This is a genomic window from Micromonospora humida, assembly GCF_016901255.1.
GTDB lineage: Bacteria > Actinomycetota > Actinomycetes > Mycobacteriales > Micromonosporaceae > Micromonospora > Micromonospora wenchangensis.
The window spans coordinates 530,651-556,442 of record NZ_JAFEUC010000003.1 but is presented as its reverse complement, the minus strand read 5'-3'; the positions used below and the strand labels follow the sequence as shown (position 1 = coordinate 556,442).

The 25,792-nt window shown below is 74.3% G+C and carries 30 protein-coding genes; 21 read left to right on the top strand and 9 right to left on the bottom strand.

The window, feature by feature from the left end; genetic code table 11:
- Positions 1–173 precede the first annotated feature (173 nt).
- From JQX11_RS09520 to JQX11_RS09510, 3 genes are all read left to right on the top strand, one after another.
- On the top strand, positions 174–413 hold the full coding sequence (locus tag JQX11_RS09520) for a DUF397 domain-containing protein (protein ID WP_204924601.1): 240 nt from the start codon (positions 174–176) through the stop codon (positions 411–413).
- Between the two features lie 148 nt (positions 414–561).
- Entirely contained in the window at positions 562–1,443 is an 882-nt protein-coding gene (locus JQX11_RS09515; protein WP_232377614.1) for a Sco1979 family transcriptional regulator, read from the top strand.
- Positions 1,444–1,540: 97 nt separating this feature from the next.
- A complete protein-coding gene (locus tag JQX11_RS09510) occupies positions 1,541–2,395 on the top strand; it encodes an SAM-dependent methyltransferase (protein WP_204924599.1) in 855 nt (284 codons plus the stop codon).
- Between the two features lie 46 nt (positions 2,396–2,441).
- On the opposite strand, the gene JQX11_RS09505 is transcribed toward JQX11_RS09510, so the two are convergent.
- Positions 2,442–3,260, bottom strand: coding sequence for an MOSC domain-containing protein (locus JQX11_RS09505; RefSeq protein ID WP_307826130.1), 819 nt, complete (start codon positions 3,258–3,260; stop codon positions 2,442–2,444).
- Positions 3,261–3,330: 70 nt separating this feature from the next.
- Here JQX11_RS09505 and JQX11_RS09500 point away from each other — a divergent pair, with 70 nt between their 5' ends.
- The 3 genes from JQX11_RS09500 (at position 3,331) to JQX11_RS09490 (ending at position 6,174) form a co-directional block, all read left to right on the top strand.
- The gene (locus JQX11_RS09500; RefSeq protein WP_204924598.1) at positions 3,331–4,137 is read left to right on the top strand and encodes a DedA family protein; all 807 of its coding nucleotides are present in this window, start codon (positions 3,331–3,333) and stop codon (positions 4,135–4,137) included.
- A 98-nt stretch (positions 4,138–4,235) separates the two neighbouring features.
- Complete coding sequence (locus JQX11_RS09495) at positions 4,236–5,150, top strand: cell wall-active antibiotics response protein (RefSeq protein ID WP_232377479.1); 915 nt, start codon at positions 4,236–4,238, stop codon at positions 5,148–5,150.
- Positions 5,151–5,199: 49 nt separating this feature from the next.
- Positions 5,200–6,174 carry a pirin family protein gene (locus tag JQX11_RS09490; RefSeq protein ID WP_204924597.1) on the top strand — a complete coding sequence of 325 codons (975 nt, stop codon included), beginning with the start codon at positions 5,200–5,202 and terminating at the stop codon, positions 6,172–6,174.
- Between the two features lie 185 nt (positions 6,175–6,359).
- Here the strand turns inward: JQX11_RS09490 and JQX11_RS09485 are convergent, their stop codons facing one another.
- The gene (locus tag JQX11_RS09485; protein ID WP_204924596.1) at positions 6,360–6,632 is read right to left on the bottom strand and encodes a DUF2795 domain-containing protein; all 273 of its coding nucleotides are present in this window, start codon (positions 6,630–6,632) and stop codon (positions 6,360–6,362) included.
- A gap of 160 nt (positions 6,633–6,792) precedes the next feature.
- Between JQX11_RS09485 and JQX11_RS09480 the strand changes: the two genes are divergently transcribed.
- The 5 genes from JQX11_RS09480 to JQX11_RS09460 all read left to right on the top strand — a co-directional run bounded on the left by JQX11_RS09480 (position 6,793) and on the right by JQX11_RS09460 (position 10,244).
- Positions 6,793–7,206: a DUF2267 domain-containing protein gene (locus JQX11_RS09480; RefSeq protein ID WP_204924595.1), complete on the top strand. Its 414-nt coding sequence runs from the start codon at positions 6,793–6,795 to the stop codon at positions 7,204–7,206.
- 252 nt (positions 7,207–7,458) lie between these two features.
- A complete protein-coding gene (locus JQX11_RS09475) occupies positions 7,459–8,478 on the top strand; it encodes a TerC/Alx family metal homeostasis membrane protein (protein WP_204924594.1) in 1,020 nt (339 codons plus the stop codon).
- A gap of 111 nt (positions 8,479–8,589) precedes the next feature.
- Complete coding sequence (locus tag JQX11_RS09470; protein ID WP_435822401.1) at positions 8,590–9,180, top strand: sulfite oxidase-like oxidoreductase; 591 nt, start codon at positions 8,590–8,592, stop codon at positions 9,178–9,180.
- Position 9,181: 1 nt separating this feature from the next.
- Positions 9,182–9,937 carry a ferredoxin reductase gene (locus tag JQX11_RS09465; RefSeq protein WP_204924592.1) on the top strand — a complete coding sequence of 252 codons (756 nt, stop codon included), beginning with the start codon at positions 9,182–9,184 and terminating at the stop codon, positions 9,935–9,937.
- Positions 9,938–9,953: 16 nt separating this feature from the next.
- Complete coding sequence (locus JQX11_RS09460; RefSeq protein ID WP_204924591.1) at positions 9,954–10,244, top strand: DUF6510 family protein; 291 nt, start codon at positions 9,954–9,956, stop codon at positions 10,242–10,244.
- Here JQX11_RS09460 and JQX11_RS09455 read toward each other — a convergent pair whose 3' ends face one another.
- Both JQX11_RS09455 and JQX11_RS09450 read right to left on the bottom strand, forming a co-directional pair.
- Positions 10,245–11,276: a LacI family DNA-binding transcriptional regulator gene (locus JQX11_RS09455; RefSeq protein ID WP_204924590.1), complete on the bottom strand. Its 1,032-nt coding sequence runs from the start codon at positions 11,274–11,276 to the stop codon at positions 10,245–10,247. It abuts the gene before it with no gap.
- Positions 11,277–11,479: 203 nt separating this feature from the next.
- Positions 11,480–12,565, bottom strand: a complete 1,086-nt coding sequence (locus JQX11_RS09450; protein ID WP_204924589.1) for a hypothetical protein — start codon at positions 12,563–12,565, stop codon at positions 11,480–11,482.
- 204 nt (positions 12,566–12,769) lie between these two features.
- On the opposite strand from JQX11_RS09450, the gene JQX11_RS09445 reads away from it, so the two are divergent.
- Together JQX11_RS09445 and JQX11_RS09440 are read left to right on the top strand one after the other, a co-directional pair.
- The gene (locus JQX11_RS09445) at positions 12,770–14,071 is read left to right on the top strand and encodes an NAD(P)/FAD-dependent oxidoreductase (RefSeq protein WP_204924588.1); all 1,302 of its coding nucleotides are present in this window, start codon (positions 12,770–12,772) and stop codon (positions 14,069–14,071) included.
- 164 nt (positions 14,072–14,235) lie between these two features.
- A complete protein-coding gene (locus JQX11_RS09440; protein WP_232377478.1) occupies positions 14,236–14,571 on the top strand; it encodes a hypothetical protein in 336 nt (111 codons plus the stop codon).
- Positions 14,572–14,649: 78 nt separating this feature from the next.
- Here JQX11_RS09440 and JQX11_RS09435 read toward each other — a convergent pair whose 3' ends face one another.
- On the bottom strand, positions 14,650–15,006 hold the full coding sequence (locus tag JQX11_RS09435) for an STAS domain-containing protein (protein WP_204924587.1): 357 nt from the start codon (positions 15,004–15,006) through the stop codon (positions 14,650–14,652).
- 79 nt (positions 15,007–15,085) lie between these two features.
- Positions 15,086–15,472: an STAS domain-containing protein gene (locus JQX11_RS09430; protein WP_307826129.1), complete on the bottom strand. Its 387-nt coding sequence runs from the start codon at positions 15,470–15,472 to the stop codon at positions 15,086–15,088.
- 212 nt (positions 15,473–15,684) lie between these two features.
- On the opposite strand from JQX11_RS09430, the gene JQX11_RS09425 reads away from it, so the two are divergent.
- From JQX11_RS09425 to JQX11_RS09405, 5 genes are all read left to right on the top strand, one after another.
- A complete protein-coding gene (locus JQX11_RS09425; protein ID WP_204924586.1) occupies positions 15,685–17,472 on the top strand; it encodes a PP2C family protein-serine/threonine phosphatase in 1,788 nt (595 codons plus the stop codon).
- On the top strand, positions 17,469–18,515 hold the full coding sequence (locus JQX11_RS09420; protein ID WP_204924585.1) for a cobalamin B12-binding domain-containing protein: 1,047 nt from the start codon (positions 17,469–17,471) through the stop codon (positions 18,513–18,515). Before JQX11_RS09425 ends, JQX11_RS09420 begins: the two co-directional genes overlap by 4 nt.
- A gap of 61 nt (positions 18,516–18,576) precedes the next feature.
- Positions 18,577–18,948, top strand: coding sequence for an STAS domain-containing protein (locus JQX11_RS09415; RefSeq protein WP_307826128.1), 372 nt, complete (start codon positions 18,577–18,579; stop codon positions 18,946–18,948).
- 128 nt (positions 18,949–19,076) lie between these two features.
- Positions 19,077–19,523, top strand: coding sequence for a response regulator (locus JQX11_RS09410; protein ID WP_088645276.1), 447 nt, complete (start codon positions 19,077–19,079; stop codon positions 19,521–19,523).
- A 169-nt stretch (positions 19,524–19,692) separates the two neighbouring features.
- Positions 19,693–20,220 (top strand): ATPase, encoded by a 528-nt coding sequence (locus JQX11_RS09405; protein WP_204924584.1) that lies wholly within the window; start codon positions 19,693–19,695, stop codon positions 20,218–20,220.
- Positions 20,221–20,286: 66 nt separating this feature from the next.
- On the opposite strand, the gene JQX11_RS09400 is transcribed toward JQX11_RS09405, so the two are convergent.
- From JQX11_RS09400 to JQX11_RS09390, 3 genes are all read right to left on the bottom strand, one after another.
- Entirely contained in the window at positions 20,287–21,117 is an 831-nt protein-coding gene (locus JQX11_RS09400) for a hypothetical protein (RefSeq protein ID WP_204924583.1), read from the bottom strand.
- A gap of 269 nt (positions 21,118–21,386) precedes the next feature.
- The gene (locus tag JQX11_RS09395) at positions 21,387–21,812 is read right to left on the bottom strand and encodes an OsmC family protein (RefSeq protein WP_204924582.1); all 426 of its coding nucleotides are present in this window, start codon (positions 21,810–21,812) and stop codon (positions 21,387–21,389) included.
- 79 nt (positions 21,813–21,891) lie between these two features.
- The gene (locus JQX11_RS09390; RefSeq protein WP_204924581.1) at positions 21,892–22,842 is read right to left on the bottom strand and encodes a serine/threonine-protein kinase; all 951 of its coding nucleotides are present in this window, start codon (positions 22,840–22,842) and stop codon (positions 21,892–21,894) included.
- Positions 22,843–23,055: 213 nt separating this feature from the next.
- On the opposite strand from JQX11_RS09390, the gene JQX11_RS09385 reads away from it, so the two are divergent.
- From JQX11_RS09385 to JQX11_RS09375, 3 genes are all read left to right on the top strand, one after another.
- The gene (locus JQX11_RS09385) at positions 23,056–23,289 is read left to right on the top strand and encodes a DUF8847 domain-containing protein (RefSeq protein ID WP_204924580.1); all 234 of its coding nucleotides are present in this window, start codon (positions 23,056–23,058) and stop codon (positions 23,287–23,289) included.
- Between the two features lie 154 nt (positions 23,290–23,443).
- Positions 23,444–24,190: a response regulator transcription factor gene (locus JQX11_RS09380; RefSeq protein WP_204924579.1), complete on the top strand. Its 747-nt coding sequence runs from the start codon at positions 23,444–23,446 to the stop codon at positions 24,188–24,190.
- Between the two features lie 52 nt (positions 24,191–24,242).
- Positions 24,243–25,775 carry a sensor histidine kinase gene (locus tag JQX11_RS09375; protein WP_232377607.1) on the top strand — a complete coding sequence of 511 codons (1,533 nt, stop codon included), beginning with the start codon at positions 24,243–24,245 and terminating at the stop codon, positions 25,773–25,775.
- Positions 25,776–25,792 lie beyond the last annotated feature (17 nt).

The following is a 25,792-nucleotide window of genomic DNA, read 5'->3' as shown; positions in this document are numbered from 1 at the left end:
GGTAACCCAAAGTGAACGGATAAGTACCGTCCACGTGCGTTATCATGCTCGCTGTCCGAAGCAGATAATAGCAGATGCACGTGCAGCACGGCCGGATCTGATGTCGCACCGCTCCTTCGACACCGCAACGTCCTCTCGCGACAGTGGTTCCGCACCCCGACAGAAAGACATCCATGCAGCAGCCTGAGAACGGCGTCCCTGTCACCCAGTTGCCTCCGCTGAGGTGGGAGAAGAGCCGCCGCAGCAACCCCAGCGGCAACTGTGTCGAGTTGGCCGAACTGCCCGGCGGGGCCGGCATCGCCGTGCGCAACTCGCGTCATCCCGAGGGGCCCGCCCTGATCTACACGGTGGACGAGATAACGGCCTTCGTCCTCGGTGCCCGCGACGGTGACTTCGACCATCTGATCGGCTGACGCCCGCCGGTCCCGCCCACGGGACCGTATCCGTCCGGAGGATGTTCACCTCACCGTCGGTTCATGGCATGCTTACTCGTCGGTCGGGCGGGGGCCAGGGACCGCGATCGGATACAGGGGCATGCGCGGAGGGGCGGGGCACGTGACGATGGTTGCCGCCGAGGGGGGACCGGCCACCGGCCCCACGGTGTTGCGGATGCTGCTCGGCGCGCAGTTGCGCCGGCTGCGGGAGGCCAAGGGTGTCACGCGGGAGGGCGCAGGCTGGGAGATCCGCTCCTCGGAGTCGAAGATCAGCCGGATGGAGCTGGGCCGGGTCGGCTTCAAGGAACGCGACGTCGCCGACCTGCTCACCCTCTACGGGGTGACCGACGTGCAGGAACGCGACGCGCTGCTCAAGCTGGCCCGCGACGCCAACAGCCCCGGCTGGTGGCACCGCTACGGCGACGTCCTGCCCGGCTGGTTCCAGTCCTACCTGGGCCTGGAGGCCGCCGCCGCGCTGATCCGCAGCTACGAGGTGCAGTTCGTGCCCGGCCTGCTCCAGACCCCGGAGTACGCCCGGTCGGTGGTCCTGCTCGGACACCGGGGCGCCGCCGTCGAGGAGGTCGACCGGCGGGTGGAGCTGCGCATCCAGCGCCAGCAGGTGCTGGACCGGGCCGACCCGCCGCAGCTGTGGGCGGTGATCGACGAGGCCGCCCTGCGCCGGCCGATCGGCGGCCCGCAGGTGATGCACGGGCAGTTGACCGCGCTGATCGAGGCGACCCGCTCGTCGCACGTCCGGTTGCAGATCATCCCGTTCGACGCCGGTGGCCACGCCGCCGCCGGCGGGGCCTTCACCATCCTGCGCTTCGGCGACGACGACCTGCCCGACATCGTCTACATCGAGCAGTTGACCAGCGCCCTCTACCTCGACAAGCGGGAGGACCTGGACTACTACGCCGCCGCGATGGAGCGGCTCTGCGTCGAGGCCACCCCGCCGGAGCAGACCCCCGAGGTGCTCACCCGACTGCGTGACGAGCTGTACCCGCGGTGACGGCCGCACCGGGTCGCCGGCCCCACCAGGGCGGCCACTACGATGACCGACCGGAGACAGTGGACGGACGCCATCGACGACCGGATGGCGCGGAGTCATGGAGGACCCTGTGACCGCCGATGCCCCGACGGGCGCCGCCCCGCACCCCAGTGACCGGATCGACACCTCGGTCGCCCACCCGGCCCGCCGCTACAACTACTGGCTGGGTGGCAAGGACAACTTCCAGGCCGACCGGGAATCCGGCGACGCGATGGCGGCGGCCTTCCCGACCGTGCGTACCGCCGCCCTGGAGAACCGCCGGTTCCTGCGACGCGCGGTCGCCTACCTGGCCGGCGAGGCCGGTGTACGGCAGTTCCTGGACATCGGCACCGGCATCCCCACGGCCGACAACACCCACGACGTGGCCCAGGCGATCACCCCGCAGGCCCGGGTGGTCTACGTCGACAACGACCCGATCGTGCTGGCCCACGCCCGGGCGCTGCTGACCAGCTCGGCCGAGGGCGCCACCGCCTACATCGACGCCGACCTGCGAGACCCCGAGAAGATCCTGCACCACCCCGAACTACGCCGCACCCTCGACCTGGAGCAGCCGGTCGCCCTGATGCTGGTGGCCATCCTGCACTTCGTGACCGACAGGGAGGACCCGTACGGGGTGGTCGGCCGGTTGCTCGCGGCGCTGCCGCCGGGCAGCTACCTGGCCGCGTCGCACGCCACCTACGACTACCTGCCACCCGCCGTGGCCGAGGAGGCCCGGGCGGGCAACCGTAACGGCACCCCACCCGGCATGATCAACCTGCGCAGTCGGGACGAGTTCGCCCGCTTCTTCGACGGCCTCGACCTCGTCGCCCCCGGCATCGCCTCGGTGGCGCAGTGGCGGGCCGAGGCCGAACCGCAGCCCCGGCCCACGGTCGACGAGGTCAGCGTGTACGGCGCGGTCGGCCGCCTGCCCTGAGGCGGAGCCCGGCCGTCCGTGCGCGGCCGGGCACCCGTGCGCGCGGTCAGGCCGGCTCCACCCGGTCCCCGACAGCCACCCGGCCGCCCCGCACCACCACCGCGTACGCCCCGACACAGGGCTGTGGCCCCAGGCCCGGCAGCGGGACCACCCGGTTGCGTTCCGCCGGCCGGCGCAGCGCCTGCGGGGCACGGGGGAGCGGGCCGTGGGCCAGGGTGGGCACCGCGCAACGGGGGGTCGGCGCGAGCACCCGCAGCACCACCTCCGCGCCGATCCGCAGTTCCCGACCCACCCAGTCGTTCTCCACGAAACCCCGGGCGTCGGTCGCGACCACCAGGTTGGGCCGGTAGCGCGGGACCGCGTCCCGGGGCAGGTCGAGCGCGTCCAGGCTGGCCGTGGTGAGCAGGTGCAGCGGCGCGAAGTCGACCAGGCTGCCCGGCGGGGCGACGCCACCGAGCGGGTTGCCGGTCACCGGCACGTCCGCGTCGGCCCCCTCGGCCAGCACCGCGTCCGGGTCGGCCCGGTCCAGCAGGGCGTCGGCGGGCACCGCGTCGGTCAGCGTGACGTCCCGGCCGAGCAGCCGGGACAGTGCGGCGTCCAGGCCGGCGTCGGGATGGTCGAGGACGGTGCCGTCGGGGAGGGCGAGGCGTACCCGGTCGGGGGCGTCGCCGGTGGCGCGGACGCCGAGCAGGGCCGCCCACCGTCGGGGCCGCTTCGCGCTGCCCACCCGGCCGGTGTCGTGGTCGAGCACGGCGAGCCGGCGGTCCCCGGCCACGCCCCGACCGTCCACCGTGGCGTCGGACAGCGCTTCCCCCAGCATCGACTTGACCGGATACCGCCACAGTTCGGTCAGTCGTCCGGGCACCGGCCCAGCGTACCGGCGGATGTCGCCGCCGCGCGTGGTCGATTCGTCGTCCGGCTCGTAACTTTGTCGGATGATCCCACGCTCCCTGGCGCTCAGCCCCCGCACGGTCGTCTCCGCCGAGCCCCCCTCGGACGGGCCGGTGGGGTTCGTCACCGGTCTGGTGGAGCGGCTCGGCGGGCCCGGCGCGGGGCTGGCGGTGGCGCTGGAGAACCTCTTCCCGCCGATCCCCAGCGAGGTGATCCTGCCGCTGGCCGGCTTCGCCGCCGCCCAGGGGCGGATCAGCCTGGTCTCGGCGATCCTCTGGACGACCCTCGGGTCCGTGGTCGGCGCGTGGGTGCTCTACGGCATCGGCGCGGCGCTGGGACGCGACCGGATGCGGGCCATCGCGGCCCGCCTGCCGCTGGTGAAGCTGAGCGACGTGGACCGCACCGAGGCGTGGTTCCTCAAGCACGGCGTCAAGGCGGTGTTCTTCGGCCGGATGATCCCCATCTTCCGCAGCCTGATCTCCATCCCGGCGGGGGTGGAGCGGATGCCGATCATGACGTTCCTGCTCTACACCACGCTGGGCAGCCTGATCTGGAACACCACCTTCGTGATGGCGGGGTTCCTCCTCGGCGACAACTGGCACGTCGTCGAGGAGTACGTCGGGTCGTTCCAGAAGGTCGTCATCGTGGTCTGCGTCGCCGCCGCCGGCTGGTTCGTGGTGAGCCGGGTCCGCCGGGCGCGTGCCGCCCGCGCCGCCGCCCCGACCACCGACGCCTGGTCCGCCGACGCCGCACCCGGGGGTGACGTCGCGGGGCAGCCGGACGTCGCCGACGGCGCGCCCTACCGGGGGACCGTCTACCGGGGCGGACTCTGGGGACGCGACACCGACTGACGGTGCCCCGGGCCCGGCGCGGTCCCGGTCCGGCCGGAATGATCCGTTGCGGCGGCCGGGCCGTACTGCTGTGCGGGGACCGGGACAGGGGAGGCGCGATGGTGGAGCCGGGGCAGGAGCACCGTCCGACGACGGAGGAACGGCGACCGGTCTTCGAGCCGGTGATCGAGGTGACCGGGGAACCGGTCGAGGCGACGGGGGAACCGGAGTACCGCTCCCCCTGGCCCCGCGGCGCGCGGCTGCTGGCGGCCGCCGCGGTGCTGGTGGTCGCGCTCGGTGCGATCGCGGTGGTGGTGACCATGGCGAACCCTGAGCGGCTGGGGATCGTCTCCTCCGGTGACCGCGCCGCGCCCCCGGCGTCGGCGACCGCCGATCCCGGCGGCGCGGGTGCCGCCGAGGCCGCCGGGCGGACCCTGACCGCGCCGGTCGACGGGCTGCGCCGGGCCACCTTCGAGCTGCTGGACGGGGTGACCTCGTTCCGGCTGCGCACCGACGACCTCGGCGCCGACCTGTACCGGATCAGCAGCCCGGCCGACGCCGGACTCACCCCCCGGCCCGAGGTGTCCGGCGAGCGGGTGCAGCTACGGGTGACCCGCCGGGACCGACCCGGCCGGGGCGTCGTCGATGTGACGCTCAACGCACGGCTGACCTGGCGGCTGCGGCTGGTCGGCGGGGTCAGCGAACACGTTCTCGACCTCACCGGCGCGCGGCTGTCCGGGGTGGAGCTGATCGGCGGCGCGGCCCGGATCGACCTGCGGCTGCCGCCGACCACCGGCACCCGCACCGTCCGGATGACCGGTGGGGTCAACCAGTTCGTCGTCCACGCGCCCGACGGCCCCCCGGTCCGGGTCCGCGCCGCTTCCGGCGCGGGCAGCGTCGTCTGGTACGGCGACCGGCGCGACGGGTTGGCCCGGGGCGCGACGGTGGGCTCGCCGAACTGGGACCGGTCACCCGACCGGCTCTACCTCGACCTGGTCGCCGGGGCGAACACGGTCACCGTCGTCGAGGACTGAACCGTCCGGGGCCGGACCGGTGGCGGGCCGGCCGGCATAGAGTCGGGTGGTGGACCGTACCGAATCGTTGCCGGCGCAGACCCGACCACCCGGCGTCGCCGCCGAGGACCCGGGCAGCGTGCTGCTGCCCGGCCACGACGTGCCGCTGGGCCGGTACACCACCGTGCGCCGGCTGCTGCCGCAGCGGGCCCGCCGGATGGTCGGGGCGTGGTGCTTCGTCGACCACTTCGGCCCGGACGACGTGGCGCAGCGTCCCGGCATGGAGGTGCCCCCGCACCCGCACACCGGCCTGCAGACGGTGACCTGGCTGCTCGACGGCGAGATCGTGCACCGGGACAGCCTCGGCAACGTCCAGCCGATCCGCCCCGGCCAGCTCAACGTGATGACCTCCGGGCACGGCATCGCCCACTCCGAGCGGTCCCCGGCCACCCGTCCGCCGCTGATGCACGGGTTGCAGCTGTGGGTGGCGCTGCCCGACCCGGCGCGCGCCGGTGCCGCCGGCTTCGCCCACCACGCCGACCTGCCCCGCTGGCGGTCCGGCGACTGGGAGCACACCCTGCTCGTCGGCGAGCTGGCGGGCGAGGCGTCCCCGGCGGTGGTGCACACCCCGCTGCTCGGCGTGCAACTGGCGGCGCACGGCCCGGCCCCGGCGACGCCGCGGCTGCGACCCCGCTTCGAGTACGCGCTGCTGGCGATGTCCGGCCGGGCCCGGGTGGACGGTGTGTCGCTGGAGCCCGGTGCCCTGCTCTACCTCGGCACCGGGCGGGACGGGGTGGAGCTGACCGCCGAGCCGGGTAGCCGGCTGATGCTGCTCGGCGGCGAGCCGTTCGACGAGCCCCTGGTCATGTGGTGGAACTTCGTCGGCCGCTCGCACGAGGAGGTGGCCGCCGCCCGGGCGGACTGGATGGCCGGCCTGGACCGGTTCGGGCGGGTCACCGACGACCCGGCCCCGCCGCTGCCCGCCCCGCAACTGCCGACCGTCCGGTTGAAGGCCCGGGACCGGCGGGGTGACCTGCACGGTTGACCCGCCCCGTGGTGTGCTCGCCCACAGTATTACCAAAATCAGCCGTACGGGTGATGGCGTGGCCTACGATGATCGTGGCAGCGATGCCCACCCGGTTCGGGTGGCCGCCCGGCGGTTCGCCGGTGAACAGGCACGCGTGCGCCCCAGGTCGCGGTTCGCGACCCGGGGCGCCCGCCTGTCCGGGGTCAGATGCTCCGCAGGTGCTGTGCGACCCGCTGGTGCTGTTTCTCCCTCGCCTGCTGCGCCCGCCGGGTGGGGTCGACCTCGGGGGCGGGGTCGATCCGGGCCGAGCGGGCCACCTCCGCGTCGTTGGCGTAGTCCACCGGCGGCAGCGCCCGCAACGCCCGCAGCACGTCCGGCGGAGCGCCCTCCCGCTCGGCCTGACGCACCACGGCGTCCTTCGCCGCCGGGTAGTCCAGGCTGGACAGGTACCGCAGGACTTCGGTCCGACTGGCCATCGGTGGGCCTCCTCGCCGCCTCGATCCGGTCACGATCGGCGGCGGTTACCCGTCCGGCGGCCGGTCACGCGCAGCCGGCGCGGAAAAGCGGGGCGGGCGGCGTCGTTTCCGGGGCGTCCCGGCGGGTAACCGGGCCGCCTCATGTCGAAGGGAGCCCCGCATGAACTACGACACCTTCGTCGACCAGGTGGCCCGGCGGGTCCGTACCGATCCGGAGCGGGCGGTGGTGCTGGTCCACGCGACGCTGTCGACCCTCGCCGAACGGTTGACCGGGGGTGAGGTGCTCGACCTGGCGACGCAGTTGCCCGCGCCGTTGCGGCTGGCGCTGCGTCCCGGCCCCGGCTCGGAGGCGGCCGAGCAGTTCGGCGCGGCCGAGTTCGTCGCCCGGGTGGCGCGGCGGGCCGAGCTGGACGAGCCGGCCGCCCGGAACGTGGTGCGGGTGGTCTTCGGCACCGTCCACGAGGCGGTCAGCGGCGGCGAGTTCGACGGTCTGGTGACCCGGCTGCCCCGCGACTACCGCGACCTGGTGGAGCCCGCGCTCGCCCCCGGCATGGCCACCGGGCGCCGGGCCTGACCCAACCGGCCGGGCACCGGGGCGGCGGGTCGGGGCACCCAGCCGTTGACCAGGGCAACCACGCCCGGAACGGGAGTCCGCCCTGACTTGGCGAGTCGTCCGGACCTGGCCTAACCTGGTCCGCACGAGGGGAGTACTTCCCACGAACCATTCCGGTCAGTACGGCGCGCCCCGGGTGCGCCTCGGGTGGTTGCCCACGGCGAACGTGGGTGAAGGAGACCTCGAACATGGCACGGTGTTCGAGGAGGCTCCATGACCGATCTGTCGTACTTTGCTGCCGGTGGGTTGTCGTCGGTCGGCACCCCCACCCTGTGGGCGGTGACCATCGTCGGCGTGCTCGCCCTGCTGGTCCTCGACTTCCTGGTCACCCGACGCCCGCACGAGGTGTCGATCCGGGAGGCGCTGGGCTGGTCGGCGTTCTACATCGCGCTGCCGTTGGCCTTCGGCGGCTGGGTCTGGTACCGCTTCGGCTCCCAGCAGGGCGTCGAGTACCTGACCGGCTACCTGGTCGAGAAGTCGCTGTCGGTCGACAACCTCTTCGTGTTCATGCTGCTGCTGGCCGCCTTCGCGGTACCGGCCGTGCTCGCCCAGCGGGTGCTGCTCTACGGCATCGCCGGCGCGCTGGTGCTCCGCGCGGTCTTCATCGCCCTCGGCGCGGCGGCGTTGCAGACCCTCGACTTCGCGTTCCTGATCTTCGCCATCATCCTCATCGCCACCGCCGTCAAGCTGCTGCGCGACGCCCTCTCCGGGCACGAGCAGGAGGTGGACATCAACAAGATGCGGTCGGTGCGGCTGCTGCGCCGGTTCATGCCGGTGGTCGAGGAGTACCACGGCACCCGGATGACGATCCGGCAGCACGGCCGGCGGGCGCTCACCCCGTTCGCCCTGGTGGTGGTCGCGGTGCTCGCCACCGACATCGTCTTCGCGGTCGACTCGGTGCCCGCCGTCTACGGCATCACCGAGGACCCCTACCTCGTCTTCGCCACCAACGCCTTCGCCCTGCTCGGGCTGCGGGCGCTCTACTTCGTGCTGCACGCCGCGCTCAGCCGCCTGGTGCACCTCAGCTACGGTCTGGCGATCATCCTGGCCTTCATCGGCGTCAAGCTCGGCCTGCACTGGGCGCACGGCATCTGGCCGGGCGTGCCGGAGATCCCCACGCTGGCCTCGCTCGGGGTCATCATCGGCGTCCTGGTCGTGGTGACCCTCACCAGCCTGCGGGCCACCCGCGACCGGGAGCCCGGTGACGCCGAGGTGGTCGTCGACAAGCACTGACCGTACGCGACCGGCGGCGTCGGGCGACGGGGCCGCCGCCGGTCGCGGCCCGGTCCGCCGGAACCCTCCCGCCCACGCCCCCTGCGGTGGTAGGACTGACGGGTGGGAATCGTGTCACCGGGCTTCCAGGGCCGCCGTCGGACGAGCGACCCGGCCCTGCCGCCGGGGCAGTACCTGACCGAGGACTTCCCGGTGCTGTCCGCCGGGCCGACCCCCCGGGTCCCGCTGGACCGGTGGGAGTTTGTCCTCAGCACCGAGACCGGCGACGAGGTCCGCTGGTCCTGGGCGGAGCTGATGGAACTGCCCCAGGAGACTCCCACGGTGGACATCCACTGCGTCACCCGGTGGTCGAAGTTCGGCACCAGCTGGCAGGGCGTCTCGCTGGACGTGCTGCTCGACGGTGTGGACACCGCCGCCGACTACGCCCAGGCCCACTCGTACGGCGGCTACACCACCAACCTGCCGCTGGACGACCTGCGCGACGGGCAGGCCTGGGTGGTACACGGCTACGACGGCGAACCGCTGCCCGCCGAACATGGCGGCCCGGCCCGGCTGCTGGTGCCGCACCTCTACTTCTGGAAGTCCGCCAAGTGGGTACGCGGCCTGCGGCTGACCGTCGAGGACGAACCCGGTTTCTGGGAGACCGCCGGCTACCACGACTACGGCGACCCGTGGCGCGAGCAGCGCTACCAGGGCGACTGAGGTGACCGCGGCCGGTGGTCGGCTGGCGCGGCCGCTGGACTGGCGGGTGGCCCGCCTGGCGCAGCGCCGTGTCGAGACGCCCACCGCACAGACCCTCGTGCTGTCGGTGCCCGGCTGGCCGGGGCACCTGCCGGGGCAGCACGTCGACGTCCGGCTCACCGCTCCCGACGGCTACCAGGCGGCCCGCTCGTACTCGCTCGCCGAGCCGGCCGACGGCGACCGGATCGCGCTGACCGTGCAGCGGGTGCCCGACGGCGAGGTGTCGCCGTACCTCACCGACACCTGGGCCGAGGGGGACCCGGTGGAGGTGCGCGGCCCGGTCGGCGGCTGGTTCGTCTGGCGACCCGAGCAGACCGCGCCGGTGCTGCTGGTCGCCGGCGGCTCCGGGGTGGTGCCGCTGATGGCGATGATGCGGGCCCGCCGGGCCGCCGGCAACCGCGCGCCGTTCCGGCTGATCTACTCGGTCCGCACCCCGGCGGACGTGATCTACGCCGACGAGCTGCGCACCCGCGCCCGCGACGACCTCGGCCTCGACGTCAGCTACGTCTACACCCGCGAGGCCCCCGACGGCTGGCGGGGCGAGCCGCACCGGATCGGGCTGGCCGACGTGAACACCCACGGCTGGCCGGCGGACCTGGAGCCGCTCTGTTACGTCTGCGGCCCGACCGGCTTCGTGGAGACCGTCGCGGACCTGCTGGTGGGGCTGGGCCACCCGACCCGGCGGGTCCGCACCGAACGGTTCGGGCCCACCGGCTGACCGGCGAGGAGTTCCAATGACCGAGATGTCCTACCTGGACGGCAACATGCTCGACGGGCCGCTGCGCGAGCTGCTGGCGGTGGACCTGAGCGCGGCGACCGGGCGGTGCGCGTCCTGCGGCATGGTCGGCCCGATGGCCGGCCTGCGCGTCTACGCCCACGCCCCCGGGCTGGTGGGTCGCTGCCCGGCCTGCGCCGAGGTGATGCTGCGGCTGGTCCGGGCCCCCGACCGGGCGTGGCTGGACCTGCGCGGCGCCACCTACCTCCAGGTGCCGGTGCCGCCGACCGGGCCGCCGTCCCTGCGCTGATCAGTGCGGTGCGGCGGCGACCGACGCCCGACGCACCAGCGGGCACGGCAGGGCGACGTGCCGGGCCACCCGACGGCGGGCGCCCTTCGGTCGGTCGAGCAGCTCCACCATGGTCTCGACCGCCCAGGTGCCCATCCCGTGGTGCGGCAACGCCACACTGGTCAGGGCGGGGAACAGTCCGTCGGCGATGACCTCCTGGTTGGCGCAGCCGACCACCGAGAGTTCCTGCGGGACCCGCAGGCCGAGTTCGGCCGCCGCCCGGTAGACACCCATCGCCATCGCGTCGGTGAAACAGAACAGCGCCGTCGGCCGGTCGGCCGTGCCGAGCAGGGCGCGGGCCGCACGGTGCCCACCGGCGGGGTCGCCGACGTCGGCGTGCACCAGTTCCGGCCGGTACGGCACCCCGGCCGCCCACAGCGCCTCCCGGTAGCCGAGCAGCCGACCCCGGGCGGCGGGGACGTCGTCGACGGTGGTGACGAAACCGATCCGCCGGTGCCCGTGGGCGAGCAGCTCCCGTACCGCCGTGGCGGCGCCGCCACGCTCGTCCGGCACCACCGAGGGGAGCGTGGCGTCGGCGCTGCGGGCGTTGAGCAGCACCACCGGCATCGGGCGCAGCTCGTCGGGGACCCGCACCACCCGGTGGTCCATGGTCGCGTAGAGCACGCCGTCGACCCGGTGCCGCGCCAGGGCCCGGATCTCCCGCCGTTCCACCTCGGGGTCACGGCCGGTGGTGAGCAGCAGCACCCATCCGCGCGCCGACGCGGTCTCCTGCGCGCCCAGGACGAGCCGCCCGGCCTGGCCGGTGGCCGCGACGACGTCACCGAGCAACCCCAGGGCGTACGACCGTTGCAGCCGCAGCCCCCGGGCCAGCCCGTTCGCCGCGTAACCGAGCTGACGGGCGACCGTCTCGACCCGCTCCCGGGTCTGGGCGCTGACCCGGGTGCCGGACTTATTGTTCAACACGTGGGACACGGTGGTCACCGAGACACCCGCGGCGGCGGCGACGTCCCGGATGCTCGCCTTCGGACCCATCGGTTCACCTTCGTGTCGCTCGTGTCTCGGCCGTCGGGCGCGACGGTCCGACAACGCTAGCCGACCGCACCCACCGGTGGAGATCACGGAGGGTCCCGCGTACGGGATGGTCGCCCGGCGGTGCCGACGGGTCGCCGGACGGCGGTCCGGACCGTCCACGCGGCACCGCCCGCCGGGCCGACCGGCGGGCGGTGCCGCCCGGTTCAGATCCGGGAGGTGAAGGCGACCAGCACCTGGTTCGGCGCGGGAGTGCCCGTGTTGTCGAAGCAGATCACGTCCACCGGGGCGTCCACCGCGTACGACCACGGCTGGGTCAGGTTGCAGTAGTTCGGCCCGGTGCCCTGCGCGGTGACCTGGGCGTGCGTCTCCTTCTGCCCGAGCTGCTTGAAGGTGACCAGGTAGCGGCCGACCGGCGCGAGCGGCGCGATGGTGTTGACGCCCACCCCGAGCTGGGAGTTGTCGTTGGTGGGGCCGCCCGCCGCGCTGGCCAGGTGACCGAAGAACGTCGGCGGGGCCAGCGACCCGACCACCGAGCGTCCCCGGTGGTAGGAGAGGGTGAAGTCGGTGTTCACCGGCGCGCCGGCCTGGTCGAAGCAGAACACGTAGACCAGCACGTCGGTGCCGGAGGCGCCCCAGCGGGCGACGGTGCACCGGCGCTGGGCGGCGTTCGGCTGGATCGCGGTGGCCTGCACGTTGCCGGCCAGCACCCCGGCCAGCCCGACCCCGGGCAGCTTCACCGACCACTGCCCGACACCCAGCGGGGCCAGCGCGGCGGGGGCCCCGGTGGACACGTACGACTGGACCAGGCCGCTGACCCCGCCCTGGACGTAGGCGTGTGCGGTGCCGGCCGGCAGCACCCCGGAGCTGGCGGTCCACAGCACGGTGAACCGGCTGTCGTCGCGGGTGCCGCCGGGGGCGAAGCACTGCACGTCGACGATCTCGTCGGTGCCCGACTGGAACCAGCGCACCACGGTGCAGTAGTGCCCGGCGCGGTCGACCGGGGTCACGTGCGGCACCCCGCGCGCACCGGCGCCGATCTGCGGGAAGCGCACCTGGAACCGGCCCGGGGCGAGCTTGATGCCGGTGGCCCAGGCGGCCGGGAACGCGGCCTTCCAGGTGCCCCACTGCCGGGTGGTGTCCAGCACGGTCCAGCTGGTGACGGTGGGGTTGTCGACGTAGGCGAAACCCCAGCGGTCCGCGGTGGCCGCCGCGGCGGGTGCGGTCGGCGCGAGCCCCACGGCCGCCAGCAGGGCGGCCAGTGCGACGGCGACGACACGGCGAAGTCTCATCTGTCCCTCCGATTGGTGGTGGTCGAACAGGAACTCAGCGTGGGCGGAAGGCACGCCGAAAGCAACGGTGTCGGCTACGCGGTGTGACTACAGTCGGGAGCCCGTCACTGATGTATCAAATGGCCCGCGACGCCCTCGTCGGCCGCCCGGGTGCCGGGGCGACCCGACACGTTTGTCGCGCTGACCGCCGGGAAGGGAGCGGACATGACGAAACCTCGTGTGGTGATCGTGGGCGCCGGTTTCGCCGGTTACCACGCGGCGAAGACGTTGCGTCGGCTGGCCGGCGGACGGGCCGAGATCGTGCTGCTGAACTCGACCGACTACTTCCTCTACCTGCCGCTGTTGCCCGAGGTGGCCGCCGGGGTGGTCGAACCCACCCGCATCTCGGTCCCGCTGACCGGCACCCTGTCCGGGGTCCGGGTGGTCGTCGGCGAGGCCGACCGGGTCGACCTGCGCCACCGCTGGGTCGGTTTCACCAACCCGGAGGGGGAGCGGGGCCAGCTCGCCTACGACCGGCTGGTGCTCTGCGTCGGCAGCGTCAACAAGCTGCTGCCCATCCCCGGGGTGACCGAGTACGCCCACGGTTTCCGGGGTCTGCCCGAGGCGGTCTACCTGCACGACCACGTGGTCCGCCAGATCGAGCTGGCCGAGCAGGCGCAGGACCCGGCCGAGCAGCAGGCCCGGGCCACCTTCGTCGTGGTGGGCGCGGGCTACACCGGCACCGAGGTCGCCGCGCACGGGCAACTGTTCACCGACGCGCTGCACGCCCAACGTCCCCGGCTGACCGTCCGGCCCCGGTGGATGCTGCTGGACGTCGCCGCCCGGGTGCTGCCGGAGCTGGACGAGCGGATGTCGCGGACCGCCGACCGGGTGCTGCGCCGCCGGGGGGTCGACGTGCGGATGGGCACCTCGGTCGCCGAGGCCACCGCCGACGGGGTGCACCTCACCGACGGCGAGTACGTCCCGACCTGCACGCTGGCCTGGTGCGTCGGGGTACGCCCCGACCCGTTCGTGGCCGAGTTGGGCCTGCGTACCGAGAAGGGCCGGCTGGTGGTCGACGAGTACCTCAACGTCCCCGGCTTCCCCGAGGTGTACGCCTGCGGCGACGCCGCCGCCGTGCCGGACCTGACCCGGCCCGGGCAGCTCTGCACGATGACCGCCCAGCACGCGCAACGGCAGGGCAAGCTCGCGGCGCACAACATCGCCGCCTCCTACGGGCGCGGCAGGCGTCGCCCGTACCAGCACCACGACCTGGGCTGGGTGGTCGACCTGGGAGGAAAGGACGCGGCGGCGAACCCGCTGAAGCTGTCGCTGTCGGGGCTGGCCGCCAAGGCGGTCACCCGGGGCTACCACCTGCTGGCGATGCCCGGCAACCGGGCGCGGGTGAGCGCCGACTGGGTGCTCGACGCCGCGCTGCCCCGCCCGGCGACGCAGCTCGGTCTGGTTCCGGCCCACGCCGTGCCGTTGGAGAGTTCCTCGCCCGAGGTGCCGGTGCGCACCCGCTGAACCGGGGGCACGGGACGCGGGCGGGCGTCGGTGACGCCCTGCGTCCCTGCTTCATTCAGACCTGCCCCGGCTTCACTCCCGTGGGGTGAGGGGTGCTCACCCGCGCGGGACGGACCATCGGGACGACCGGAGGTCTTCCGAGGCACGCGGAAGGGTAGGTCGTCATGAAGAGGATCGTGGAGATCGTCCCGGCCCGTCCCGGCTGGTACTCCCGCTGGCAGGTCGGCCCGGAGGTGACCCGGTGCTACCCGGTGAGCCTCTGGGCCCTGGTGGAGGAGGCCGACGGATCGGGCCGTGAGGTGGTGGGCATGGACTGCGCCGGGCAGTGGCCCGGAGCGGAGGACAACGAGTCGGGCGGGGGGTTCGTCCGTTACCTGTTCCAACTGCCCGATTCCGGTCCTCCGGAGGACGCCGAACCCCCGTCGTCCGCCGCGCCCCGGTCGACCGGGCCGCGCCGGCAACCCGCCGTCGAGGCGCAGGAGATCGTCGTCAGCGCCTGACGGCGAGCCCCCGCCCGGGCCTTCCTCCCGGCCCCCGCCCCTGGGACCAGGGGCGGGGGGCCACCCCGGCCGGACGCCTCAGCCCACCTCGCGGACGTCGTCGGCGGCCCCGGCCGCCGGCTGTTGCTCCACCGCCAGCAGCTCGGCCAGGCCGGTGCGGTCGAGCAACTGCTGGAGCCGGGCGCTGACCCCGGTCAACCGGACCGGACCGGCGCCGCCCTGGCTGAGCACCACGAACGCGCTCAGCCCCGACGAGTCGCACAGACCGACCCCGCCCAGGTCGACGACCAGGGCGCGGTGGCCGTCCGCGCGGACCCCGGCCGCCGCCTCGATCAGCTCCGGGGCGGTGTCGAAGTCGAGGTCACCGGTGAGCCGCAGCCGGGCGGTGCCGGCGTCGAGCCGGGTCACCTCGATGGTCAACAGCTGCGGGCGCATGTCCCCATGTTCCCAGCAACGGATGATCGGGAAACGTCGGGGTTCGGCCGACCCGGTGACCGGGTCCGGGCGGACGGGTTCAGGTGGACGCGGCCGGGCGCTGCGGCACCGGGGCGGACCGCTGCGGCAACTGACGGGCCAGCAGGCCGGTGATCCCGGTCATGTCGAGGATGGTGGTCAGGAAACGGGGGACGGCCCGCAGCCGGACCAGCGTCCCGACCCGTTGCCCCTCCCGCCAGGCGTGCACGATGACCGACAGGCCGGTGCTGTCGATGAAGGTCAGCCCGGAGAAGTCGAAGACGACCACCGCTGGGCGCTCCACCAGCACCCGGTCGACCTCCACCCGCACCGGGCGGGAGGTGGCGTAGGCCAGCTCACCGCCGACCGACAGGACCGGAGCTCCGGGGTCGGAGCGGTCCACCGACATGGTCAACGGGGCGGTCTCGGTTTTCCTTCCAGGGGGCACCACAGCACGCCTTTCCGCAGGGCCGACGGTCGGGCCGGACTACGCCGGATCGTAACAACCCGCCGGTGGGCCCGCAGGGGTGCGGAACCGCGCTCGGGTCGCCGTGCGGTGGCGGTGCCCGCGTTCGGGCGTAGGCTGAGCGGAACAGATTGGAACATACGGCCTACATCCGGGATGTGCCGGATGGCGACAAGGGGAGTGGGGCTCAGCTGGTGAGTGCTGCCGACGTCAGGGGCTTCGACCCGGGCGACGGACGGATCTCCACGCCGAGTGCCGGTCGGGCTGCGGCGCGGTCCGTCGGCGCGCCCCCCGGCCTGCCGCCGTTGGCCCCCGACCGGGCCGGCCCCGATCCCGCCCGCCCCGACCCGGACCGGGTCGACCCGGCCTGGTCCGAGGTCCTCGAACACTTCCGGGAGGGCCTGGTCGTCTGTGACGCCGACGGGGTGGTCCGGCACGTCAGCCCGGTGGCCGAGCGGCTGCTGCCCGAGGTGTCGCCCGGTCGCCCGCTGGCCGCCGCCGGTCTCGCCGTACTGTCCGGGGCCGCTGTCGAGCCCGACGGGTTCGGTCACCACGGCCGGCGACTGCGCATCCGCCGGGTGCCGCTGTCCGGTTCCCGGAGCTGTCTGTACGTCGAGGACGTCACCGACAGCGTCTCCCGGGCCGACGCGCTGCTCGCCGAGCGGGCCCGGTCGGCCTTCCTCGCCGTGGTCGGCGAGAAGCTGGGCAACCCGCTGCACCCGGACCGGGCCGCCGCCGCCGTGGTCCGGCTCACCGTGCCCACCCTGGCCGAGGTGGCGGTGCTGGTGCTCGCCCCCCGCTCCGGGCGGGCCCGGTGGTGGCGGGCGACCCGGGCCGACGACGAGTCACCCACGGTGGACAGCGGTGTGCTGCCCGCCGCCGCGCTGCCCCCGGCGATCGTCGAGGGGCTGTCCGGGGTGGAGCCGCACACGGTGGACTGGTTGGTCGACCAGGCGGTCGAGGCCGGCTGGTTGCCGGGGCTCAGCGCCCGCGAGGTGACCGCCCGGGTGGTCCCGCTGCCCGGCCGGGACGCCCCGGCGGGTGTGCTGCTGGTGGCCCGGCGGACCCGCTGGTACGACGACGCCGACGTGGAGCTGGTCCGGGCCTTCGCCGCCCGGGCCGGCGCGGCGCTCACCACCGCGGTCCTCTACCGCAACCAGGCCGAGGTGGCCGACACCCTGCAGGCCAGCCTGGTGCCGGTGGAACCGGTTGAGGTGGCCGGGGTGCAGTGGGGCACGGCGTACCGGCCCTCCCAGGCGAGCCTGCGTATCGGCGGCGACTTCTACGGCGCGCACCGGCTGGCCGACGGCGGTGCGGTGTTCTTCCTCGGTGACGTCTCCGGCAAGGGGGTGGAGGCGGCGGTCTTCACCGGCCAGCTCCGCCAGTGCCTGCAGGCGCTCTACCGGGTCGAGTCGCGGCCCGGCCGGCTGCTGAAGCTGCTCAACGACGCCCTGCTGGAGACCACCCAGGCGCACGGGCAGGGCCGGTTCGCCACCATGGTGCTCGGGGTGGTGCGCCCGCACCGCGACGGTGGCCTGTCGCTGACCCTGGCCGGTGGCGGGCACCTGCCGCCCTTGGTGCTGCGCGACGGCGGCGAGGTGGAGACGGTGCCGCTGAGCGGGATGCTGATCGGCGTGGTGCCCGACCCGCGCATCGGCGAGGTCACCGTCCGGTTGGCGGTCGGGGAGACCTTGCTGCTTTTCAGTGACGGGGTGACCGAGGCCCGGGGCGGCCGGCGCGGCGACGAGCAGTTCGGTCAGGACCGGCTGGTCCACGCCGTCACCGGCTGCCACCGGATGCCCGCCCCGGCGCTCGCCGAGCGGGTCGAGCAGGTCACCTGCGACTGGCTGGCCCACGGCGACCACGACGACATCGCGGTGCTCGCCCTGCGGGCCACCGGACCGGGTGGCCGCCCCCGGCGGCACCTGCACTCCGTGCCGGCCGTGCCGGGCCAGGCCGAGGAGAGGACGTCCCGACCGTGACCGCCCCGACCGTCCCGGCCGACCCGTACCGGGCCTTCGGCGACTTCCTCGCCTGCCTGGAGGAGGCCGACGAGTACGGCGCGATCGACGTGGCCACCGGGCTGCTCGACGCCGGCGTCCCGGCGGAACGGGTGCTGCTCGACCTGGTCGCCCCGGCGCAGACCGAGGTGGGCGAGCGGTGGGCCCGCAACGAGTGGAGCGTGGCGCAGGAGCACGCCGCGACGCACATCAGCGAACGGGCGGTGGCGGCGATCGCCGGGTACGCCGACCCACGGCCGACCCGGGGGCGGATCGTGGTGGCCTGCATGGACGGTGAGTGGCACGCCCTGCCACCCCGGCTGGTCGCCGAGGTGCTGCGGCTGCGCGGCTGGCAGGTGACGTTCCTGGGCGCCAGCGTGCCGGCCGCCCACCTGGTGTCGTACCTGCACCGGCACGACGCGCACGCGGTCGCGTTGGCCTGCGCCCTGCCGATGCGGTTGCCGCAGGCGCACCGGATGATCGAGGCGTGCCGGCGTTCGGACGTACCCGTGGTGGTCGGTGGGCGTGGGTTCGGCGTGGACGGCCGGTGGGCCCGGCGGCTCGGGGTCGCCTGGGCCCCGGACGCCCCGGGCGCGGCCGACCTGGTCGCCGACGAGCGGGCGCTGCGCCGGGTGCCCCCGGCGGACCTGTCCCACCTCGCCGACGACGAGTACGCCAGCCTGCTGAAGCGGCGCGGCGAGCTGATCGACTCGGCGGTGGCGGACCTGCGGACCCGGATGCCGTCGGTGGCGGATTACACCCCGGCGCAGTGGGACGCCACCACGAGCGACCTGGGATACACGGTGGACTTCCTGGCCGCCGCCGTCTACGTCGACGACGCGGAGCTGTTCACCGACTTCGTGACGTGGCTGGTGGCGATCCTGACCAGCCGGGGGGTGCCCGCCGGGTCGGTCGCCGCCACCCTGGGTCACTACGGGCGCGTCCTGCGTGACTTCCCCCGGGCGGCGCGGTTCCTGGCGCTCGGCGCGGCGGCGACCGTCGCGTCCGGCGGGGTGCGGCACTGACGCGCCGCGCGGGCACCCGGGGGAGCGCTGCGTATACTTGCTGCACTGCAAGGGTCTACCTGTGGTGGGAGCGAGAGGGACGACGTTGACCTTCACCGTGACGCACGCCGAGCGGGACGATGGCGGCGTGTGTCTGCGGCTCGTCGGCGAGCTGGACCTCAGCTCGGCCGGGGCACTCAACACCGAGATCGACCGGCTCGCCGCGAACGGTGAGCGGCACCTGCTGCTCGACCTCACCGGGTTGACCTTCTGCGATTCCACAGGCATCGCGGCCTTCGTCCGGGGGGACAACCTCGCCGCCGCGCGGGGTGGCTGGCTGCGGCTGTACGGGGCGACCGGCCGGGTGGACCGGGTACTGCAGATCACCGGCCTGGCCGACGTGCTGCGCTATCAGCCCGACACCGCCGACCCGCGGTCGCCGTCCGCCCGGTGATGGGCTAAATTTCCCCGCCAGCGGATGACCGCGCCGTTCCCGCTTCGCGGGTGACCGCGTTCGGTCAGGCCGCCAACGGGGTACCGAGACCGTCGTCCCCCGCTCGCCGACACAGACAGGTTGGACCCATGGACCGAGGCGCCACGAACCCCGTCCGCATCCTGGTGGTCGACGACGACCCGGGTGACGTGCTGATGATCGAGGAAGCCCTGGCGGACTCCGGCATCGCCAAGGTCATCGACGTGGTCGGTGACGGTCAGGAGGCGATGGAGTTCCTGCGGCAGGAGGGCCGGCACGTCGACGCCCGGCGACCCGACGTGATCCTGCTCGACCTGAACATGCCGCGGATGGATGGCCGGCAGGTGCTCGGCGAGGTGAAGCAGGACGACGACCTGCGCACCATCCCGATCGTGGTGCTGACCACCTCCAACGCGGACACCGACATCGTGGGCAGCTACAGCCTCCAGGCCAACGCCTACGTCACCAAGCCGATCGACCTGGACGACTTCAACGACGTGGTGCGCCGGATCGACGAGTTCTTCGGTCGGGTCGTGGTGCTGCCCAAGCGTTCCTGACCGCCCGGGGCGTCCCGGCGCGTACCGACGCGTCGGGTCCGCCCCGGTCGTCGGCCCCGGGACCCGCCCCGCAATTGCTGAACATTTTTCTCGAACCGCCCCGGGGGTCGTCGGCTACCGCGAGGATCGAGCTGGGACAGACGTACCAGCTTCCTGGGGGGCGACACGTATGAGGTTCTCCGTCGTTGAGTCCGGCTACGACCGGCGTCAGGTCGATTCCTGCCTGGACGAGCTCGGAGTCCGGTTGACCCGGCTCGCCGCGCGGGCGGAGGTGATCGCCGGCGCGGGGCGGGACTGGGACCAGATCCGCCAGGAGACCACCCTGCTCCTGGCGGTGGTCGACCGGCGGCGGGCCGACGCCGACCGGGGCGCGGCCCGGCCGGCGGCCCCGCGTACGGCAGGCGAGCTGCTGGCCCGGGCCCGCGCCGAGCTGGACGCCGCCCGGGAGGAGGCCCGGCAGTTGCGCGAGCGGGTGTACGCCGAGGCGGTGCAGGCCCGCCGCGAGTTCGAGGCGTCACTGCACGAACGGCGGCACCGGGCGGCCCGGGTCGACCAGCTCCTGACCGGGCTGACCGTCGAGACCGTGCCGGTGGACACCCCGACCGCCGCCGCCGGGGGTGTCCCGGCCACCCGGGTCGCCACCGGCATTGACGAGGTGACTGTGGACCAGCCCGAGCCGGGCACCCGGGTCGCCTGACCGGGCACCCTGCCGGGCGCGACCCGGTCCCGCCGCCGCCCGCCCCGCGGTGCCGGCAGGGCGGGTTCAGAGCAGCGCGTCGACCACGGCGGAGGCCCGGTCCTCGTGCCGCGCGTACGCGCCGGGGTAGGCGGAGATCTGCACGGCCTGCGCGGCGGCGGTGATGCTGAGCTGCCGCCAGCCGGGGACCTCGGCCAGCGCGGAGTAGAACGCCCGCGCCGCGTAGGCGGGGCGCATCAGCTGGGCCACCGTGCCCCAACCGCTGCTCGGGCGCTGCTGGAACAGGCCCACCGAGTCATGGTCCGAGCCGCTGCCCTGGTGCGGGTGGTCGTACGACTCGGGCAGCACGTCGCTGGCGAGGTTGTGCAGGTCGCTCTCCTGCATGGCGGTGGCGACGGCGACCACCAGGCCCCGGCGCGGCACCCCCAGGTCGACGCCGACCTCGACGATCACCTGGGCGTTGTCCATCTGCACCCGGGTGAGCCCGGCGACCGGGCGGGGCCGGGCCGGCTTCTTCGTCGGCTTCGGCGTGGCGCTGTGGGTGGCCGACGGTCGGGGGCTGGCCGGCAGGGGGCTGGCCGGCAGGACGGTCCGCTCCCGGGACCGGGAGGCGCGCTGTTCGTCGGTGGTCCGGTCGGCCAGCACCTCCTGCACCGGTCGGGGTTGCCGGTCGACCCGGTGCGTCCCGGCCAGCGCGACGAGCCCCAGGCAGCAGGTGACGCCACCGGCGAGGGCGATCCGGGCGGGGGTGGAGGCGAGCGCGGCACCGATGCCCCGTCGGGGTGGTTCCGGCGCGCGGTGCCGGCCGATCCTCCGTTCGTCCGAGGCCACCCGGGTCGAAGGGGTGGCCGGGCGGTTCCGGGCCGGCTGCTGCGCGGCGGTCTCGTCGGGGTGCACCCGACGAGGTTAGAGAGGTTTCGGCCGGGAACCGGCGGTGGTATGGGTGGCCTACGCCACAATCGGCCCGAATCCGCCCTGATATTCCGTGTACCGATCTTTAAAAGCCGTGAAACGTACGCAGTGCCTTTGTCGGTTATACCGCTTCTGCGGTCACGAATCGGACGGCCGTCGGCGGTCCCGGGACGGCGGCCGCGACCCGACCGAACGGCGGAGGCGACCCCGCCGGACGGCGGGGTCGCCTCCGCCGGAGGTGGGGCGTCGGCGGCTCAGTGCCGGCCGTTCTCGGCCGCGCTCACCGTCAGCCGGTGCCGGCTGCTGTCGTCGCTGGAGAACGGCCACAGCCGGTCGGCGTACGCGACCAGTTCGGCCAACTGCTCCCGGCTCAACCCGGCCGACGAGATGCTGGCGTGCACGTCGGCCCGGTACCGGCCGTCGTCATCGCGCCCGAGCTTCGCCTCGGCGGTCACCTGCACCGTGTGCGCCTCGTCGGTGATCTCCCCGGCCGCCTCGACCGCCGCGTGGTGCAGGCAGGAGGCGAAGGCGGCGGCGAGCAGTTGCTCCGGGGTCAACCCGGTGCAGTGCGGCGCGAGCGGTGACGCCAGCGCGGTGGAGAGCCCACCGTCGTCGGTGCGTACGTGCCCGCCCGTGGCGGTCGCGCTGGCCTCGTGCAGCCAGGAACTCGGATCCGGCATCGCGTTCCCCCCTCATCCGTCGGCCGGGTTCCCGGCCACGAACGGGTGAAACGCCCGCCCGGCGCGCCGACGGCCCGGATCAGACCGGTCCGGTCCGGGACCAGTCGTGCAGCGCCACCGCCTCGGTCTCCTCGGCGGCCGCCCGTTCGGTCCACGGCGACACCGGCGCGGTGCGCGGCCGGGGCACCGAGGCCAGCATCGGCACGTAGACCCGGGCGTCGACCACCTCCGCCAGCTCCAGCGCCGCCACCAGACTGCTGGGCCGCTCGCACGGGTCGTCGGCGAGACAGCGCCGGCACAGGTCGGCCACCTCGGCCGGGAGTCCCGCGACCGGCGGCAACGGCTCCGGCGTGATCTTCCGCCGGGACCCGACCAGCTGGGTGGCGGTGGTCCCGGCCGCGTACGGCAGCCGTGCGGTGAGGCAGTAGTAGAGCAGGACACCGACGGCGTACATGTCGGCGGCGGGGGTGGCCGGCTGCCTGTCGAACTGCTCCGGGGCCAGGTACGCCGGAGTCCCCATCAGCATGCCGTCCGGGCTGTGGTCGGGTGCGCCGGCCGGGGTCGCGATACCGAAGTCGAGCACCTTCGCCCCCGACGGGGTGAGCATCACGTTGGCCGGTTTGACGTCGCGGTGCACGATCCCGTGGGCGTGCGCCGCCGCGAGCGCGGCGGCCACCTCGGCGCAGACCCGGACCGCGATCCGCCAGTCCAACGGGCCGGCCCGCAGGTGCGCGGCGAGGGTCTCGCCCTCCACCAGCTCCATCACGATGTACGGCATCTCCCGGCCGGGCAGGGCCGTCGAGGTGCCGAAGTCGTGGACGCTGGCGACGTTGGGGTGCACCAGCCGGGCGGCGGACCGGGCCTCGGCCCTGATCCGCTCGACCGAGGTCTGCTCGCCCCGGTGGGCGGGGGACATCAGCTTCACCGCGACCGGCCGGTCCAGGACGACGTCGTGGGCCCGCCAGACCTCCGACATCCCACCCATGCCGATGCGCTGTTCGAGCTGGTACCGCCCGGCCAGCGTCCTCATCGACCCGCTCCTGTCCATGCCGACCGCGTCGCCGGGGTGGCGATGGCGCTGTCGAGCCGGTACCCGGCCGCTGTGCTGGGCAAACCGTGCCCGCCCCGCCCCGTGGACCCGATCCCACGCCGGTGGACACGGTCGGGCCACCCCGGCCCGACCCCTGGTGCGGTAGCTTGCCGTCAGTGGCCCGCGACCGCCGGCCGCCGGAGGGAGGCCCCGATGGGCGAGGTGACCGTACGCTTCGTCGGTGGGCCGGCCCACGACCTGGTCCGGGTCCTGCCGGCCGACCCGGCGGGGGTGCCGCCCGCCCGCTGGGTGCTGCGCCACCCGGACGCCCCGCCGGCCCCCGGCGGGGGCGGTCCCGACCACCTCTACCAGCGGGACCAGCCGGCCGGCGACGACCAGTGGACGATGTCCTTCGTGCACACCTACCCGACCGGCATGAGCCAGTAGCCGCACGCCGAACCGGCCCGTCGGTGGCCGGGCGCGATCCGGGGAACCGCCCCCCGACGCCGCCGGGCCGGGTACGGTCGAGCGGGGCCGCGCGCACAGCGGGCGCACAGGATGCGCACAGGGCAGCGCCAGTAACCGGTCCCACGATGGGGGCATGGTGACCGAGGGGCAGACCGCACCGCACCGGATCGAGTTGCGCCGCCCCGACGGCGAACCCGTCCGGGTACTGGTGGTCGACGACGAACCCACCCTGACCGACCTGCTGTCGATGGCGCTGCGCTACGAGGGGTGGCAGGTGCGCAGCGCGGGCAACGGGATGGCGGCGCTGAGCGCGGCCCGGCAGTTCCAGCCCGACGCGGTGGTGCTCGACGTGATGCTCCCCGACCTGGACGGCTTCCAGGTGCTGCGCCGGCTGCGCGAGCAGACCCCGACCGTGCCGGTGCTCTTCCTGACCGCCCGCGACGCCGTCGAGGAACGGATCGCCGGCCTCACCGTCGGCGGCGACGACTACGTCACCAAGCCGTTCAGCCTGGAGGAGGTCATCGCCCGGCTGCGCGCCCTGCTGCGGCGTACCGGCTTCGCGGTGACCGCCCGGGAGGAGGCCGTGCTCACCGTCGGCGACCTCACCCTCGACGAGGACAGCCACGAGGTACGCCGGGGCGACGACCTGATCACCCTGACCGCCACCGAGTTCGAACTGCTGCGCTACCTGATGCGCAACCCGCGTCGGGTGCTCAGCAAGGCGCAGATCCTCGACCGGGTGTGGAACTACGACTTCGGCGGGCAGGCCAACGTGGTCGAGCTGTACATCTCGTACCTGCGCAAGAAGATCGACGTGGGGCGCGCGCCGATGATCCACACCCTGCGCGGCGCCGGCTATGTCCTCAAACCCGCGCCGTGACCCGGTCGGTCGCCTCCGCCGCCGGCTGGCCGGCGGCCAGCGGCGTCACCGGTTGGCGGGCTGGTCCCTGCGCCGCCGGCTGGTGCTCACCGTGGTCGCGCTGCTGGCGCTGGTCAGCATCGGCATCGGCGGGCTGACCACGGTCGCGCTACGGCACTTCCTGATCAACCAGGTCGACACCCAGCTCGCCGGGGACAACCGCCGCTTCGACAGCCGGCTGCCCTGGGACCGGACCCCGGGCCAGCCCCGCCCCCTCGACCAGGCCACCGGCCGGCAGGGACAACCCGACCCGCCACCGACGTACCCGGTCGGCTCGATCGGGATGCGGACCGTCCCGCAGGAGCAGCCGTCGGCCCGCATCCGCAGCGCCTCCGGCGCGACCGAGGCGCTCGCCGCCGCCGACGTCGCCCCGCTGACCGGGCTGCCCGCCGACAGCAGGCCGCACACCGTCGACCTCGGCGAGCGCGGCGACTACCGGGCGGTGGCCCGCCAGGTTCCCGGCGGCGACACCCTGGTCTTCGCCATCCCGCTGCGCCCCGTGCAGGAGACCGTCTGGTGGATGGTCGTCGCCCAGGCCGGCGTCGCCACCGCCGGCCTGCTCATCGCCGGCAGCCTGGGCGCGCTGATCGTCCGGGCCACGCTGCGCCCGCTGCACCGGGTGGCGGCCACCGCCGGGCGGGTCGCCGAACTGCCCCTGGACCGGGGCGAGGTGGCGCTGTCGGTGCGGGTGCCCGCCGTCGACACCGACCCGCGTACCGAGGTGGGGCAGGTCGGCGCGGCGCTGAACCGGATGCTGGGCCACGTCGCCGCCGCGCTCGCCGCCCGCCAGGCCAGCGAGACCCGGGTACGCCAGTTCGTCGCCGACGCCTCGCACGAGCTGCGGACCCCGCTGGCCGCGATCCGGGGCTACGCCGAGGTGGCCCGGCGGGGCCGGGACCGGGTACCGCCGGACGTGGCCCACGCGCTGCGCCGGGTCGAATCCGCCAGCACCCGGATGACCAGTCTCGTCGACGACCTGCTGCTGCTGGCCCGGCTGGACTCCGGCCGGCCGCTGGCCACCGGGCCGGTCGACCTGACCGCGCTGGTGGTCGACGCGGTCAGCGACGCGCACGTGGCCGGCGACGGACACCGCTGGCAGCTCGACCTGCCCGACGAGGCGGTGGAGGTGCCCGGCGACGCCGTCCGGCTGCACCAGGTGGTGGCGAACCTGCTCGCCAACGCGCGGGTGCACACCCCGCCCGGCACCACCGTCACCACCCGCATCGCCCCGGTACCCGACGCGGTGGAACTCAGCGTCACCGACGACGGCCCCGGGGTGCCCCCGGAGCTGCGCGACGAGGTCTTCGAACGGTTCGCCCGGGGCGACAGCTCACGGTCCCGGCAGCACGGCAGCACCGGCCTCGGCCTGGCCATCGTGGCCGCCGTGGTGGAGGCCCACCACGGCACCGTCGCCCTGGAGAGCCGGCCGGGCCGGACGGTCTTCACCGTCCGGCTGCCGGCCACCCCGACGCCCCCGGACCGCGCCACGCCCGTGCCGCCGCAACCGGTCGCGCCCGCGCCGCCGGATTCCACAGCCCACGCATAGCTCGGTCACGGGGCGGC

Bases quoted from the DNA above. Each gene is read 5' to 3' on its own strand.
- JQX11_RS09520 (WP_204924601.1), top strand. From the start codon at position 174: ATGCAGCAGCCTGAGAACGGCGTCCCTGTCACCCAGTTGCCTCCGCTG.
- JQX11_RS09515 (WP_232377614.1), top strand. From the start codon at position 562: ATGGTTGCCGCCGAGGGGGGACCGGCCACCGGCCCCACGGTGTTGCGG.
- JQX11_RS09510 (WP_204924599.1), top strand. From the start codon at position 1,541: ATGGAGGACCCTGTGACCGCCGATGCCCCGACGGGCGCCGCCCCGCAC.
- JQX11_RS09500 (WP_204924598.1), top strand. From the start codon at position 3,331: ATGATCCCACGCTCCCTGGCGCTCAGCCCCCGCACGGTCGTCTCCGCC.
- JQX11_RS09495 (WP_232377479.1), top strand. From the start codon at position 4,236: ATGGTGGAGCCGGGGCAGGAGCACCGTCCGACGACGGAGGAACGGCGA.
- JQX11_RS09485 (WP_204924596.1), bottom strand. From the start codon at position 6,632: ATGGCCAGTCGGACCGAAGTCCTGCGGTACCTGTCCAGCCTGGACTAC.
- JQX11_RS09480 (WP_204924595.1), top strand. From the start codon at position 6,793: ATGAACTACGACACCTTCGTCGACCAGGTGGCCCGGCGGGTCCGTACC.
- JQX11_RS09475 (WP_204924594.1), top strand. From the start codon at position 7,459: ATGACCGATCTGTCGTACTTTGCTGCCGGTGGGTTGTCGTCGGTCGGC.
- JQX11_RS09460 (WP_204924591.1), top strand. From the start codon at position 9,954: ATGACCGAGATGTCCTACCTGGACGGCAACATGCTCGACGGGCCGCTG.
- JQX11_RS09455 (WP_204924590.1), bottom strand. From the start codon at position 11,276: ATGGGTCCGAAGGCGAGCATCCGGGACGTCGCCGCCGCCGCGGGTGTC.
- JQX11_RS09450 (WP_204924589.1), bottom strand. From the start codon at position 12,565: ATGAGACTTCGCCGTGTCGTCGCCGTCGCACTGGCCGCCCTGCTGGCG.
- JQX11_RS09445 (WP_204924588.1), top strand. From the start codon at position 12,770: ATGACGAAACCTCGTGTGGTGATCGTGGGCGCCGGTTTCGCCGGTTAC.
- JQX11_RS09440 (WP_232377478.1), top strand. From the start codon at position 14,236: ATGAAGAGGATCGTGGAGATCGTCCCGGCCCGTCCCGGCTGGTACTCC.
- JQX11_RS09435 (WP_204924587.1), bottom strand. From the start codon at position 15,006: ATGCGCCCGCAGCTGTTGACCATCGAGGTGACCCGGCTCGACGCCGGC.
- JQX11_RS09410 (WP_088645276.1), top strand. From the start codon at position 19,077: ATGGACCGAGGCGCCACGAACCCCGTCCGCATCCTGGTGGTCGACGAC.
- JQX11_RS09405 (WP_204924584.1), top strand. From the start codon at position 19,693: ATGAGGTTCTCCGTCGTTGAGTCCGGCTACGACCGGCGTCAGGTCGAT.
- JQX11_RS09395 (WP_204924582.1), bottom strand. From the start codon at position 21,812: ATGCCGGATCCGAGTTCCTGGCTGCACGAGGCCAGCGCGACCGCCACG.
- JQX11_RS09390 (WP_204924581.1), bottom strand. From the start codon at position 22,842: ATGAGGACGCTGGCCGGGCGGTACCAGCTCGAACAGCGCATCGGCATG.
- JQX11_RS09385 (WP_204924580.1), top strand. From the start codon at position 23,056: ATGGGCGAGGTGACCGTACGCTTCGTCGGTGGGCCGGCCCACGACCTG.
- JQX11_RS09380 (WP_204924579.1), top strand. From the start codon at position 23,444: ATGGTGACCGAGGGGCAGACCGCACCGCACCGGATCGAGTTGCGCCGC.